This window comes from Kitasatospora sp. NPDC028961 (assembly GCF_055564815.1).
Genome location: NZ_JBVHVO010000004.1, coordinates 245,944 through 259,988, shown reverse-complemented (window position 1 = coordinate 259,988; position 14,045 = coordinate 245,944). Strand labels below are relative to the sequence as shown.

The following is a 14,045-nucleotide window of genomic DNA, read 5'->3' as shown; positions in this document are numbered from 1 at the left end:
GCCGGGCACGGGCCCGGCCGGGACAGGAGCAGGTGATGGTGACGGAGCAGACGGTCGGGCCGGCCGAGGTGACGGCCCGCTGGCGGGCGCGCGCGGCGGCCACCGGGGCGGCCGACCGGGTCGCGGTCGAGCGCGCGGTGCGGGCCGCCTACCGGGCGGCCGGGCTGGCCGAGCCGGCCGAGGTCCGCTGGTTCGGCTCGCCGCCGGCGGCGGCGCAGGCGGCCCTGGAGCTGCGGGCCGCGGGTGCGGTGAGCGTCCGCGAGGCCGTGCGGACGCTGCCGTGGGAGGCGGCCAGGCGGCGGGCCGTGGAGCGGGTCGGGCCGGCCGGGTGGGCCCCGCTCTGGTCGCTGACCGGTGGTGAGATCGGCCCGGTGACCAACGCGCTGGCCGGGCGGATCCGCGACGCGGTGCTCGACCGGCTCGCCCCCGAGCCCGACCTCGACGAGGTCGACCAGCCCGAGGCCGACGCGGCCCGCGCCCGTCGCACCGCCGTCCGGCTGGCGCTGCTGGACGCCGTCCGGGGCCAGCACGACGCGCCGTGGTTCGCCGCCTTCGAGGCGGCCGGCGTGCTCGCCGGTGCACCGGCGGAGCGGGCCGGGATCGACGCGCCGGCCAGTATCGACGCGCCGGCCGGGATCGGCGCGCTGGCCGAGGTCGCGGGCGAGGCCGGCTGGTGGTGGCCGTACGAGGGCGTGGCCCTGGTCAGCGAGCGGCCGGTCGCGCTGCACCGCGACGAGGCGGGCCGGCTCGACCGGGCCGACGGCCCGGCCCTGGGCTTCGCCGACGGCTTCGCCCTGCACGCCTGGCGCGGCATGCCCGTCCCGGCCGACTTCCTGTCCGGCCTCGGCGGCGTCACGGTCGAGCGGATCCGGACGGAGGAGAACGCTGAGCTGCGCCGCGTCCTGCTGGAGCACTACGGCTACGAGCGGTACCTGGCGGACTCCGGCGCCGAGCCGCTGCACCGCGACGAGACCGGTGTGCTCTGGCGGATCCAACTCCCGGACGACGAGGCGGTGGTGATGGTCGAGGTGGTCAACTCCACCGCCGAGCCGGACGGCACCTTCCGCACCTACTGGCTGCGGGTCCCGCCGAGCACCCGCACGGCCCGTGCCGGGGTCGCCTGGACCTTCGGCATACCCGAGGCGGAGTACCACCCCCGGCGCGAGACCTGAGCGGTCGCCTGCCCGGCCCGGGCGGGCCGGGCGGCTGTGACAGGGTGAAGCCATGGCGACGAACGACGAGCACCCGGCCGGTCCCCGCGCGGGCCGCCTCGAACCGTGGTCGGACACCGACCGGGTCCACGGCGATCTCCGTGCGGCGAAGGCGCTCGTCTACGACCCCTGCGGGTTCACCTGCACCCGGCCGGTCCCCGAGGCCGAGAGCGCCGACTACGCCGCCCACGCCTTCACCCTGGACGGCCGCCCGGTCCGCTTCCGCGCGGCCAGGACGACCCCCACCAAGGCCGGCCAGTTCGTCACGGTCTGGAAGAGGTCCCCGGGCGGGCCCATCCAGCCCTTTGACGCCACCGACCCCGTCGACCTCTTCGTCATCGGCACCCGCGACGGTCGCCACGCCGGCCAGTTCGTCCTGCCCATGGACGCCCTCCGCCGACACGGTGTCGTCGCGGTGGGCGGCTCGGGCGGGAAGCGGGCCTTCCGCGTCTACCCGCCCTGGGTGACCACCAGCAACCGGCAGGCCGGCAGCGCGCAGGCGTGGCAGCTGGAGCACTTCCTGCACCTGCCCGAGGGCGGCCCCGTCGACCTCGCCCGGGCCCGGGAGCTCTACCGGCGGTAGCGGCGGCCGGGCGTTGACGGGGCCGCCCCGACCGCCGGCCGCCCCCGACCGCCGGTCACTCGGCGGGGCTCGTCCGGTGGAAGGCGGCGGCGTTGCGCCGGGCCCAGTCGGCGAAGGTGCCGGCGGGGCGGCCGAGCAGGCGCTCCACGTCCGGGCTGACCTGCCGTTCGGCGTCGGTCGGTGCGCCGAGGATGTCGAGCGTGCCGTCGGCCACCTGCTCCGGCATGAAGGCCAGGAGGTGCGCCCGGGCGGCCTCGCGGCTCAGCTCGACGAAGGCGAGCGGCACGCCGGTCGCCTCCCCGAGGGCGGCGGCCTGCTCGCGCGGGGAGACCGGCGCGGGCCCGGTCAGCACGTACGTCCGGCCGTGGTGCCCGTCGCCGCGCAGGACGACGGCCGCCACGGCGGCGAGGTCCGCCGGGTCCACGGTCGGCAGGGCCACATCGCCGAACGGTGCCGGCACCGTCCCGCCGGTGCGGACCGGCTCCGCCCAGGCGAAGGCGTTGGAGTGGAAGCCGCTCGGCCGCAGGATCGTCCAGTCGAGCCCGGACTCCCGGACGGCCTGCTCGAAGGCGCCCAGCCGGGCGTGCGAGAGCGGCACCGGCCGGGTGCCCAGGATCTGGGAGGAGAGCAGCACCACGTGCCGCACACCCGCGGACCTGGCCACGTCGACCAGCGCGGCCGGGCTCTCACCGCCGGTCAGCAGCTCGCCGGAGAGGAGGAGGAACAGCGCGTCGGCGCCGTCCAGGGCGGTCCGCAGGCTCTCCGCGTCCGCGAGGTCGGCGCGGTGGTGTCGCACGCCGTCCGGCAGGGTGGCGTCCGCCGGCCGCCGGGACACCGCCGTCACCTGCTCGCCCGCCGCCGCCAGCGCCTGCACCAGCGGTCGTCCGACATTGCCCGTCGCACCCGTCACCACGATCATGTCCGTCCCCGTCCTTCGCACTTCGTTGTCATCAATTCCCGCTGTTCTCAGGGGAGTTGCAGCCACCTGAGGGGATCCCTCGGTGGCGACAGGACGACGCTAACAGCCTGCGTACAGTAGGTACCTAGAGGAAAGTGACCCGGCTCGGAGGGGGCGGCATGAGCGAGATGGCCTGGGCGGCGGACGGAACGACCGATCCGGTGCGGGCGTGCCCGATCGGCCCGGTGGTCGATCTCGTGTTCAGCCGCTGGACCACCCCGGTCCTGTGGACGCTCCACGCGCACGGCCGCCAGCGCTACGTCGAACTGCAGCGGCGGGTGGCGGACATCAGCCCCAAGGTGCTCACCCAGCGGCTGCGCCAGCTGGAACGCGACGGGCTGGTCCGGCGGACGTACCACGCCGAAGTGCCGCCCCGCGTCGAGTACGAGATCACCGAACTCGGTGACAGTCTCGCCCCGCTCTTCGCCACCCTCGCCGACTGGTCCGCCGCCAATCTGGACCGCGTCGCGCAGGCCCGCGAGGAGTACGACAGCGCGCCGCCCCGCTGATCCTCGGTGGATCCGCCGGCGCCGCCGGGGTGACCGCGAAGCGGGCCGACAGCACACCACCGCCCGCGCCGGGGGGCGCGGGCGGTGGTGGCGGTCCGGGCAGTACCGGTACGGCCCGGTACCGGTCGGTTCTCGGAGGGTCAGGAGATCTCGTTGCCGTTGAACGAGCCGACCACGTTGTCGCCACCGGTGTTGAAGATGTCGGCCCCGGCGAGCTGGTTGCCGGTGCCGATGACCGTGATGGTCGTGGTGGTCACCTCGGGGCCGTCGGCGAACGCCTGGGTCGGGACGGCAGCGGCGGCGCCGATGGCGGCCAGGAGGACGGCGACGGTGCGGACGGTACGGTACATGGCGTAACCCCTTCGTAGGCTAACTTGCTCTGCACACTAGGGACTCGGGGCGGGCACCGCCGGGGAATGTCACCCGAATGGTGCGCCTTGCGTGTCGCCCCCCGACCGGGACCGCGACCGGACCGCGGCCCGGCCGACCCGGCCGGCCCGGCCCGGGGCTTTACCCAGAGTCCGGACCGCGGCCGCGGGCGGCGCCTACGGTGGGCTGCCTCCGGCAGGCCCCCACGGCCCCGCGCGCTACGAGGGCGCGGGGCGGTACACCGTCAGGGCGTTCGGCGCCTTGCCCAGCCGCAGGGCACCGGCCGCCGGCAGGCTCTCGCCGTCCACCGCGATCCGGTCGGCGTCGCCGAGCGAGTCGAGGCCCAGGCCGGTCAGCCGGGCCGAGTGGTAGACCCGCGAACGCGACAGCGTGCCGGAGAGGAAGGCCGCCGCCAGCCTGGTCCGGGCGAACGGGCTGCCGCCGTCCACCACGCGGATGTCCAGCAGGCCGTCGGCCAGGCCGGTCCGCCGGGTGGGGGCGAAGCCCGGCGGGTCGTAGGCTCCGTTGCCCGCGAACAGCAGCCAGAGCCGCCGGCTGCGTCCGCCGGCCTCGACGGTGACCGGTTCGGCGCTCCCCAGCGCCCGGGCGACGGCCACCGCCAGGGCCGGCCACTTGCCCAGCCGGCCCTCCAACGACTCGCGGAGCCGGACCAGTTCGGGATACACGCCGAGACTGAAGGTGTTCAGGAAGATCCGCCGCTCGGTGCCGTCGACGGCCAGGCCCAGGTCGACCCCGCAGGCGGAGCCGGCCTCCACGGCGCCCGCCGTCGCCTCCAGCGACTCGATCCCGAGGTCCAGCGCGAAGTGGTTGAGCGTGCCACCGGGGAAGACGGCCAGCGGCAGGTCGCGCTCGACCGCCAGGGAGGCGGCCAGGTTGACACTGCCGTCGCCGCCGCAGACCCCGAGCGCGCCGCCGTCCGCCGCCGCCCGGTCGGCCGCCTCGGCGAGCAGGGCGGGCAGGTCGTCGTCCGGTCCGCAGACCCGCACCTGCGCGCGCGGCAGCAGCGTGTGCAGGACGGCCGCGGTGTCCTCCGGGCCGTCGGCGAGCAACGCCCCGCTCCCAGAACCGCTGTTGACCACCACCGAGAGCCCGGCCCCCTCGGTCAGCGCCGGCGCCGGCCGGGGCGGCGGGCCGGCGAGCGGCGGCCGGTCGTTCGTCCGGGGCCACCAGCGAAGCGTCAGGGCCGCCAGCCCCGAACCCAGCGCGAACCCGGCCAGCACGTCACCGGGGTAGTGCGCGCCGGTGTAGATCCGGGACGCCCCGACGGCGGCCGCCACCGGCGCCACCACGACGCCCAGCAGCGGCGCCTCGATCGCCACGGCCGTCGCGAACGCGGCGGCCGAGGCGGAGTGGCCGGACGGGAACGAACTCGTCACCGGCTGCCGCAGCAACTGCCGCACCACCGGCACCTGGTCCAGCAACGGGCGCGGACGGCGGGTCAGCTGCTTCGCGGCGATGTTGGCCACGGCCGAGGCCATCGCCAGCGACCCGACCCCGCGCAGCGCCGCCCGCCGCCCGGCCCGGCCGCCGACCGCCCCCAGCACGGCGGCCGTGCCCATCCAGAGCACCCCGTGGTCCGCGGCCCGGCTCAAGCGCCGTAGCCACGGCTGGGCATGGCGCAGGCGCGCCAGCGCCACTCGGTCGAACAAAGCCCGGTCCACTGCGTCGAGTCGCCTCATCCGGCGAGCCTAGTCGGGCTCCCGCAGATCTGCGCGGCATTGAGTACGGGTACTCAGGCGTGCCGGGCCGGAACGGCGAACACTGGGGGCAGCTCACCCGCCCACCGGAGGACCCACCAGCCATGCTCAGCCGAACCGCCGCCCTCCTCGTCCCCGCCTTCGGCTCCCTGCGGGTGAGCGCCGACCCCGAGGCCGTGCTCGCACCCGGGAGCATCGTCGCCGCCAACCACACCTCGCTCGCCGACCCCGCGATCGTGTTCGCCGCCCTGCACCGCCTCGGCGCGCGACCGGTGGTGCTCGCGACGGCCGGCCTCTGGCGCGTCCCGCTGCTGGGGCGGCTGCTGCGCCACGAGGGGCACATCCCCGTCCACCGCGGCACCGAGCACGCCGCCGACGCCCTGGACCGGGCCGCCGACGCCCTCGCTGCCGGACACCTGGTCCTCATCTACGGCGAGGGCGGCCTGCCGCGCCGTTCCGACTCCGGCGAGCTGGCGCCCGGCCCGTTCCGCAGCGGCCTCGCCCGGCTGGCGGGGGCCACCGGCGCACCGGTGGTCCCGCTCGGCCAGGCGGGCGCCCGCCGCCTGAGCTCCGGCGGCACGGTCAAGCAGCTCGCCGGCCTCACCACCGCCCCGGCGCGCCGCCCGGCCCTGCACGTCCACCTCGGCGCCCCGCTGCACCTGGACGACGACCTCGCCACCGCGACCGCCACCGCCCACCGCGCCGTCACGGCCGCCTGGGCCACCGCCGCCCGCAACGCCGCCGCCTGACGGGGAGCCGCGGCGCACCACCGCGTCGGCCGGCTCTGCGTCAACCGGCCTCTTCGTCGACCGGGCGACCCGAGCGGGCCGGTCGGCCCCGGGACCGCAGCCGAGGAATCGGCCCGACGCCGGGCCGCAGCACCCGACCGCGCGGGCTTCCGCGGCACGGTGCCACGTTCGGCGGCGCCCCGCCCCCCGACCACCGGAGGGGCCTCCCGGGCGACCAGCAGCGGCGCACCCCCCCCCGGCGCCCCCACCCGCTGCCCCCCGCGACTGGGCCGAAGCCCCGCGGCACGGACCGCCCGGCGCAGGTGGATCACCGCCACGCACTCCGTCGGCCGCCGGGGACACCGGGTGACTTCCCGGGCCCGGCCCCGCGCGTCCGCCCCGGGAACCCTGCTGGGCCCGGGCGGCGATCCCGGCTCCGCGACCGCCGACGCTCTCGCGGCGGGGCGGCTCCTCTGTCGCCGATTCCTCCGCCGGCCCCTTCGACGAGGAGGCCGCCGGGCCGCGCCGGGACGGCCGGTGCTCCGCTCGGCGGCGGCCCCGCCTGCGGAAATCCGGTTGGCCGGGCCTGTCGGGGGCCGCGATGATGCGGTTATGTCGCGTACGTTCGAGGAGCTGATTGCCGAGGCCGAGGCCGTGTCCGTCGATGGCTGGGACTTCTCCTGGCTGGACGGGCGGGCCACCGAGCAGCGCCCCACCTGGGGCTACCAACGCCTGCTGGGGGAGCGGCTGGCGGCGGCCTCGGCGGCGCTGGACATCCAGACGGGCGGCGGCGAGGTGCTGGCCGGCGCCGGTCCCCTGCCGCCCGCGATGGTCGCCACCGAGTCGTGGCCGCCCAACGTGGCCCGGGCGACCGGGCTGCTGCACCCGCTGGGAGCGATCGTGGTCGCGGACCCGGACGAACCCCCGCTGCCCTTCGCCGACGGGGCGTTCGACCTGGTGACCAGCCGTCACCCGGCGACGGTCTGGTGGGCGGAGATCGCCCGCGTGCTGCGGCCCGGTGGTACGTACGTCGCGCAGCACGTCGGCCCGGCCTCGGTGTTCGAGCTGGTCGAGTACTTCCTCGGCCCGCAGCCGGAGGCCCGCCTGGCGCGGCACCCCGACACCGAGAGCGCCGACGCCCGGGCCGCCGGGCTGGAGGTGACGGACCTGCGGTCCGAGCGGCTGCGGATGGAGTTCTTCGACATCGGCGCGGTCGTGTACTTCCTCCGGAAGGTCATCTGGATGGTGCCCGGCTTCACGGTCGCCGCCCATCGCGACCGGCTCCACGACCTGGACCGGCAGATCCGCGCCGAGGGTTCGTTCGTCGCCTACTCCGCACGCTTCCTCATCGAGGCCCGCAAACCGCTGTGAACTCGCGGCCGGGGAGTCGACGGCCGAGCTGGTCGAGCGGCTCGGCCGGGACTCCGCCGAGGAGGTGCGGTGCCGGGTCGCGTCGGACTCGCGGCTCTCCGCGGCGTCGGCGGTCCGGCTGCTCGACGACCCGGGGGCGGGGGTCCGTCATGCCGCCGCCCGCAATCCCCGGCTGCCCGCCGCCGTCCTGGTCGCCCTGCTGTGCGAGCCCGACACGGCGGCGGTCGCGGCCGGGAACCCCGGCCTGCCGGTCCAGGTGCTGCGCGCACTGGGCCGGCGGGCCGGGACGCCGGTCCGGCCGGAGGGCTGAACGCGGCCCGCTACAGGGTGCCCGCCCAGGAGTTGGTGCCGAGCAGGGTCTTGATGTCCGAGGCGAGGCCGTTGTCGGGATTCACCAGGAAGCCGAGTTCGTAGAGGGTGTCCTTGTCCCAGTTGGTGGTCAGCAGCCGGACCGGGACGTCGCCGGGGTGGGCCTGGAGGGCGAGTTTCAGCTCGCCCACCACGGTCGGGGTGATCTTGCCGAGCGGCGCGGTGATCTGCACCGGCGGCTTGGTGCCGAGTTCGGCGGAGGAGACGTCGAGGGTGGTGATCTCCTGGCCGAAGATGCTCAGCGAGCCGTCGCGCTCATTGAGCCGGCCCCGGGCCGAGATGACGTTGTCCTCGACCATCTGATCGGCCATCAGGTTGTAGGTGGCGGGAAAGAAGAGCACCTCGACCGAGCCGTCGCGGTCGGCAAGGGTGATGATGGCCCAGGCGTTGCCCGCCTTGTTGATCCGCCGGTCGACGGCGGTGATCAGGCCGGCGAGGCGCACCTCGCCCTCGGTGCGGCCGGAGCCGAGGAGTTCGGCGATGGAGGTGTCGCGGTTGCGGGAGAGGATGTGCTCGGCGCCGTCCAGCGGGTGGCTGGAGACGTACAGGCCGAGCATCTCCCGCTCCAGGCTGAGCAGTTGCCGGCGCGGCCACTCCCGGTCGGTCAGTTCGAAGTCCAGCCCGATGGCCGGTGCGCCGCCGTCCCCGGTGTCCAGGGCGCCGAACAGGTCGTCCTGGCCGATCGCCTGCTGCTTCTTCAGGCCGGTGACGGCGTCGATCGCGCTCTCGTGGACGGTGCTGAGCGACAGGCGGGTGTGGCTGAGCGAGTCGAAGGCACCCGCCTTGATCAGGGAGTCGACGGTGCGCTTGTTGCAGACCACCAGCTCGACCTTGTCCAGGAAGTCCGCGAAGGAGGCGTACTTGCCCTTCTCCTTGCGGGTCTTGACCAGGGACTCGATGACCGGCACGCCGACGTTGCGGACGGCCTTCAGGCCGAACCGGACGTCGCTGCCGACGGCGGTGAAGTCGACCACGGACTCGTTGACGTCGGGGGACAGGATCTTGATGCCCATCTGGCGGCACTCGGCGAGGTAGACCGCCATCTTGTCCTTGTCGTCCGCCACCGAGGTGAGCAGCGCCGCCATGTACTCGGCGGGGTAGTTGGCCTTGAGGTAGGCCGTCTGGTACGAGACCAGGCCGTAGGCGGCGGAGTGCGATTTGTTGAAGGCGTAGCCGGCGAACGGGACCAGCACGTCCCAGACCGCCTGGATGGCCTCGTCGGAGTAGCCGCGCTCCTTGCAGCCCGCGTGGAAGGGGACGAACTCCTTCTCCAGCACCTCCTTCTTCTTCTTGCCCATCGCGCGGCGGAGCAGGTCGGCCTGGCCGAGGCTGTAGCCGGCCAGCACCTGCGCGGCTCGCTGCACCTGCTCCTGGTAGACGATCAGACCGTAGGTGGGGCCGAGGACCTCGCTGAGCGGGGCCTCCAGCTCGGGGTGGATCGGGATGATCTCCTGCTGGCCGTTCTTGCGCAGCGCGTAGTTGGTGTGCGAGTTCATGCCCATCGGGCCCGGCCGGTACAGCGCCGAGACGGCGGAGATGTCGGCGAACTCGGTGGGCTTCATCAGCTTGAGCAGGGCGCGCATGGGGCCGCCGTCGAGCTGGAACACGCCCAGGGTGTCGCCGCGGGCGAGCAGTTGGTAGGTGGTGGGGTCGTCGAGCGCGATCTTCTCGATGTCGACGTCGATGCCCCGGTTGGCCTTGACGATCTTGATGCAGTGATCGATGATGCCCAGGTTCCGCAGACCCAGGAAGTCCATCTTGATCAGGCCCATGGCTTCGCACGACGGGTAGTCGAAGCCGGTGATGATCACGCCGTCCTTGTCCCGCATGTGCAGCGGGATCAGGTCGAGCAGCGGGGTCGAGGAGAGGATGACGGCGGCGGCGTGCACACCGGTGCCGCGGATCAGGCCCTCGATGCCCAGGCCGGTGTCGATGATCTTCTTGACGTCGGGCTCGTTCGCGTACAGCGAGCGGATCTCGGTGCCCTCGTTGTACCGCGGGTGCTTCTCGTTGAAGAGGTCCGCGAGCGGGACGCCCTTGCCCATGACGTCCGGCGGCATCGCCTTGGTGATCCGGTCGCCCATCGCGAACGGGTAGCCGAGGATGCGGTTGGCGTCCTTGACGGCGGCCTTGGCCTTGATCGTGCCGAAGGTGTTGACCTGCGCGGTGTAGGCGGAGCCGTACTTCTCGGTGACGTAGCGCACCATCTGGTCGCGCTGGCGGTCGTCGAAGTCGATGTCGACGTCCGGGGGGTTGATGCGCTCGGGGTTCAGGAACCGCTCGAACAGCAGGTCGTGCTCCAGCGGGTCCAGCTCGGTGATCCGGGTGAGGTAGGAGACCATCGAGCCGGCCGCCGAGCCTCGGCCCGGGCCGACCGGGATGCCGTTGTCGCGGGCGTACTGGCAGATGTCGGCGACCACGAGGAAGTAGGCGTCGAACCCCATCGGGGAGATGACGCCCATCTCCAGCTCGATCCGGTCCAGGACCTCCTGGCTCGGGTTGTCGCCGTAGCGGACCTTCAGCCCGGCGTCGATCTTCTTGCGCAGGAACGACGCCTGGGTCTCGCCCTCGGGGACGTCGAACTGCGGCATCCGGTCGACGTAGGTGAAGACGTCCTCGTACGACTCGACCCGCTCGGCGATCGCCAGCGTGTTGTCGCAGGCCTCCGGGAGCTCGCGGAACAGCTCGCGCATCTCGTCGGCGGTCTTGATGTAGTAGCCGGTGCCCTGGAACTTGAACCGGTTCGGGTCGTCCTTGTTCTTGCCCACGCCGACGCAGAGCAGGCTGTCGTGCGCGTCCGCCTGGTCGGCGGTGACGTAGTGCGAGTCGTTGGTCGCCAGCAGCGGGATGTTCAGCTGCTTGGCCAGGCGCAGCAGGTCCTGGCGGACGTCCTGCTCGATGGACAGGCCGTGGTCCATCAGCTCCAGGAAGTAGTTCTCCTTGCCGAAGATGTCCTGGTAGGCGCCGGCCGCCTTGACCGCCTCGTCGTACTGCCCGAGCCGCAGCCGGGTCTGCACCTCGCCCGAGGGGCAGCCGGTGGTGGCGATGATGCCGGTCGCGTTGGCCGCGATCAGCTCGCGGTCCATGCGGGGCTTCATGTAGTAGCCCTCCATCGACGCGAGCGAGGAGAGCTTGAAGAGGTTCCGCAGACCGGTCGCGTTCTGCGCCCACATGGTCATGTGGGTGTAGCGGCCGCCGCCCGAGACGTCCTTGCCGCCCTCGCCGTCGGAGCTCGCCGGGCGCTGGCCGCCGGGGGACCAGAACACCTGCTTCTTCAGGAAGCGCGAGGCCGGGGCGACGTAGGCCTCGATGCCGATGATCGGCTTCACGCCGGTCTTGGCGGCGGCGTGGAAGAACTCGTACGCGCCGAACATGTTGCCGTGGTCGCTCATCGCGATGGCCGGCATGCCCTGCCGCTCGGCCTCCGCGAAGAGCTTCCCGTTCTTCGCCGCTCCGTCCAGCATCGAGTACTCGGTGTGGACGTGCAGGTGTGCGAACGTGTCGGACACGGCGGTGGGCTCCTTGTCGGTGCGGCGCGGTGCTGCGCGCTTCGGTGCGTGCGGTGCGCTTCGCTGCGGGGCGCGAGGCGGTACGGGTGGGGCTCCGGCGGGTGCGGGCGGGGCGCGGTGCACGGGGCCGGTGGGGCTGGCGGTCCGGGGGCGTAAGCCGTCCAGGCTAGCGGGTCCCGGGCCCGGACTCGCGATCGCGGCGGCCGGTCCCGCCCGGGCGGCGTGTCGCGGGCGCGGTGCTTGACAGCGCCCTCGGCGGCGCACTGCCGACGGGGGCGGTCGGGTTCGACCCGGCGACGGGAGTGGATCTTGGACGGCTAGGCTGCTGCCCCGTCACGTCCTCGTGGAGGGCGCTTGGGAACGAGGGCGGGAGCCAGCTCATGATGGGACCGGCGCATGCGCTGTCGGGTGCGGCAGCGTGGCTGGGGGCGGGGGCGATCGCCGCGGGGCTGGGCGAGCCGATGCCCTGGCCGGTGCTGCTGGCGGGAACGCTGATCTGTGCGGGGGCCGCGCTGGCGCCGGATCTGGACCACAAGGCGGCGACGATATCCCGGGCGTTCGGGCCGGTGTCCCGGACGCTCTGCGAGGTGATCGACAAGCTCTCGTACGCGGCCTACCGGTCGACCCGGAAGAAGGGCGACCCGCGCCGCTCGGGCGGGCACCGGACGCTGACCCACACCTGGCTGTGGGCGGTGCTGTGCGGCGCCGGCGCGGCCGCGGTGGCGGTCTACGGCGGCCGCTGGGGCGTGCTGGCGGTGCTCTTCGTGCACATGGTGCTGGCGATCGAGGGGCTGCTGTGGCGCCACGCCCGGGTCTCCAGTGACGTGCTGGTCTGGCTGCTCGGGGCGACCAGCGCCTGGGTCCTGGCGGACGTCCTGGACAAGCCGGGGAACGGCTCGCAGTGGCTGTTCGACCAGCCCGGGCAGCAGTACCTGTGGATCGGCCTGCCGATCGCGCTCGGCTCGCTGGTGCACTGCCTCGGGGACGCGCTGACGGTCTCGGGCTGCCCGGTGTTCTGGCCGATCCCGATCGGGCGCAAGCGCTGGTACCCGGTGGGGCCGCCGAAGGGCATGCGGTTCCGGGCGGGCAGCTGGGTCGAGCTCAAGGTGCTCACGCCGGTGTTCATGGGCCTCGGCGGGGTCTGCGCGCTGGGGGCGCTCGGCTTCTTCGGCTGAGCCGTGCGGCCAGGGGTGCCCCTGGCGTCCCGGGGTGCCCGGCCGTCAGCCGGGGCGGACGTCGCCGTGCGCCGGCCACCGGCGGTGGTACTGGTCGATGACGAAGCGGTGCCCGTGCCGCCAGCCGCCGGCGGCCGGGTGGGCGTCGCCGAGGTGGGGGTGGTCCGGCGGCAGGTCGGCGTGGACGTGGTCCAGCTCGGCGGCCTCCCGGGCGGGCCAGAGGGCGGTGGCGGCGGCCGCCGAGGCGAGCGCGACGGCGCCGAGGGCGGCGGCGGTGGCCGGGAGGCCCGATCCGGCGGCCAGCCAGCCGGCCAGCGGGTAGGTCAGCAGCCAGCAGGAGTGGGAGAGCGAGAACTGCGCGGCGAAGGCGGCCGGCAGGTCGGCGTCGGCCGCGGAGCGGCGCAGCACCCGGCCGCCGGGGGTGAGCACCGCCGAGCAGGCCGCGCCGATCGCCGCCCAGGCGGTCAGCACGGCGCCCCAGGACCACGCGCTCGGGGCGGTGGCGGTGACGGCGGCGACGCCCGCCAGGACCACCGGCAGGGCGAAGGCGGCCGGCAGCATCACCGCCCGGTCGCCGATCCGCCCGAGCACGCGCGGCAGCAGCAGCGCGGCCAGGATGGAGCCCGCGCCGTACGCGCCGAGCGCGAGCGAGAGGGCGCCGGCCGGCCGGTGGAAGTGCTCGCGGACCAGGACGACGGTGTTGACGAAGACGATCGCGCCCGCGGCGGCGACGCCGAGGTCCAGGGCGAGCAGGGCCCGCAGCCGGGGAGTGGCCCAGAACAGCCGGGTGCCGAAGGCGGCCTTGGCGTAGACGCCGCCGGCGCGCTCGACGGGCGCCGGTTTGGGCAGGACGGCGGAGACCACCAGGGCCGCCGAGGCGAGGAAGCCGGCGGCGGTGCCCGCGAACAGCCAGCCGCTGGAGAGCAGGGCCAGCAGCCCGGCGGCGAGGGCCGGGCTGAACAGGCTCTCCAGGTCGTAGGCCAGCCGGGACAGCGACAGGGCCCGGGTGTAGTCGCGCTCGGCGGGCAGCACCTCCGGCAGGGTGGCCTGGAAGGTCGGCGTGAACGCGGCGGAGGCGGCCTGGAGGAGGAAGATCAAGGCGTAGACCTGCCAGACCTGGGTGACGAACGGCAGGGTGAATGCGACGGCGGCCCGGGTGAGGTCCATGGCCACCATCAGCGCCCGGCGCGGGATCCGGTCGGCCAGTGCGCCGGCGAGCGGGGCGATGGTGACGTACGCCACCATCTTGATCGCCAGTGCGGTGCCGAGGACGGCCGAGGCGTGGTCGCCGGCGAGGTCGTAGGCCAGCAGGCTCAGCGCCACGGTGGCCAGACCGGTGCCGACCAGGGCGACGAGCTGGGCCGTGAACAGGTGGCGGTAGGTGCGGTTGCGCAGGATGGCCGGCATGCGGTGGTCCCGTCCCCGGTCGGCGTCGTGCGGGTACGCCCACCATCGTAGCCAATATGTGCGTACCTGTGCACATGTTTCCGGCGGCGCGGGCCGTGCCGGCGGCGGTGACGGTCGCGGCGACGGCAGGGGTGGCCC

Annotated in this window: 12 protein-coding genes; 7 read left to right on the top strand and 5 right to left on the bottom strand. The window is 74.4% G+C overall.

Translation table 11 applies throughout. The features are described from left to right. The first annotated feature begins 35 nt into the window (after positions 1–35). Positions 36–1,172, top strand: a complete 1,137-nt coding sequence (locus ACZ4UX_RS11460) for a DUF6745 domain-containing protein (RefSeq protein WP_465706465.1) — start codon at positions 36–38, stop codon at positions 1,170–1,172. Between the two features lie 52 nt (positions 1,173–1,224). Beyond that, positions 1,225–1,794, top strand: coding sequence for a MepB family protein (locus ACZ4UX_RS11455; protein WP_465706464.1), 570 nt, complete (start codon positions 1,225–1,227; stop codon positions 1,792–1,794). A gap of 55 nt (positions 1,795–1,849) precedes the next feature. On the opposite strand, the gene ACZ4UX_RS11450 is transcribed toward ACZ4UX_RS11455, so the two are convergent. Further along, on the bottom strand, positions 1,850–2,713 hold the full coding sequence (locus ACZ4UX_RS11450) for an SDR family oxidoreductase (RefSeq protein ID WP_465706463.1): 864 nt from the start codon (positions 2,711–2,713) through the stop codon (positions 1,850–1,852). 158 nt (positions 2,714–2,871) lie between these two features. On the opposite strand from ACZ4UX_RS11450, the gene ACZ4UX_RS11445 reads away from it, so the two are divergent. Next, a complete protein-coding gene (locus ACZ4UX_RS11445; RefSeq protein ID WP_329491386.1) occupies positions 2,872–3,261 on the top strand; it encodes a winged helix-turn-helix transcriptional regulator in 390 nt (129 codons plus the stop codon). Positions 3,262–3,401: 140 nt separating this feature from the next. Here ACZ4UX_RS11445 and ACZ4UX_RS11440 read toward each other — a convergent pair whose 3' ends face one another. Both ACZ4UX_RS11440 and ACZ4UX_RS11435 read right to left on the bottom strand, forming a co-directional pair. Further along, positions 3,402–3,611: a hypothetical protein gene (locus tag ACZ4UX_RS11440; protein WP_359804680.1), complete on the bottom strand. Its 210-nt coding sequence runs from the start codon at positions 3,609–3,611 to the stop codon at positions 3,402–3,404. Between the two features lie 237 nt (positions 3,612–3,848). After that, positions 3,849–5,330, bottom strand: a complete 1,482-nt coding sequence (locus ACZ4UX_RS11435) for a phosphatase PAP2 family protein (protein ID WP_465706462.1) — start codon at positions 5,328–5,330, stop codon at positions 3,849–3,851. A gap of 122 nt (positions 5,331–5,452) precedes the next feature. Between ACZ4UX_RS11435 and ACZ4UX_RS11430 the strand changes: the two genes are divergently transcribed. The 3 genes from ACZ4UX_RS11430 to ACZ4UX_RS11420 all read left to right on the top strand — a co-directional run bounded on the left by ACZ4UX_RS11430 (position 5,453) and on the right by ACZ4UX_RS11420 (position 7,757). Next, the gene (locus ACZ4UX_RS11430) at positions 5,453–6,097 is read left to right on the top strand and encodes a lysophospholipid acyltransferase family protein (RefSeq protein WP_465706461.1); all 645 of its coding nucleotides are present in this window, start codon (positions 5,453–5,455) and stop codon (positions 6,095–6,097) included. Between the two features lie 591 nt (positions 6,098–6,688). Continuing rightward, on the top strand, positions 6,689–7,447 hold the full coding sequence (locus ACZ4UX_RS11425) for a class I SAM-dependent methyltransferase (RefSeq protein ID WP_465706460.1): 759 nt from the start codon (positions 6,689–6,691) through the stop codon (positions 7,445–7,447). Positions 7,448–7,511: 64 nt separating this feature from the next. Further along, positions 7,512–7,757, top strand: a complete 246-nt coding sequence (locus ACZ4UX_RS11420; protein ID WP_465706459.1) for a hypothetical protein — start codon at positions 7,512–7,514, stop codon at positions 7,755–7,757. 10 nt (positions 7,758–7,767) lie between these two features. On the opposite strand, the gene dnaE is transcribed toward ACZ4UX_RS11420, so the two are convergent. After that, the gene (gene dnaE, locus ACZ4UX_RS11415) at positions 7,768–11,325 is read right to left on the bottom strand and encodes a DNA polymerase III subunit alpha (RefSeq protein WP_352290743.1); all 3,558 of its coding nucleotides are present in this window, start codon (positions 11,323–11,325) and stop codon (positions 7,768–7,770) included. A 380-nt stretch (positions 11,326–11,705) separates the two neighbouring features. Here dnaE and ACZ4UX_RS11410 point away from each other — a divergent pair, with 380 nt between their 5' ends. Next, positions 11,706–12,500 carry a metal-dependent hydrolase gene (locus tag ACZ4UX_RS11410; RefSeq protein ID WP_329491395.1) on the top strand — a complete coding sequence of 265 codons (795 nt, stop codon included), beginning with the start codon at positions 11,706–11,708 and terminating at the stop codon, positions 12,498–12,500. A 45-nt stretch (positions 12,501–12,545) separates the two neighbouring features. On the opposite strand, the gene ACZ4UX_RS11405 is transcribed toward ACZ4UX_RS11410, so the two are convergent. Beyond that, positions 12,546–13,907, bottom strand: a complete 1,362-nt coding sequence (locus ACZ4UX_RS11405; protein ID WP_465706458.1) for an MFS transporter — start codon at positions 13,905–13,907, stop codon at positions 12,546–12,548. Between the last annotated feature and the right edge of the window lie 138 nt (positions 13,908–14,045).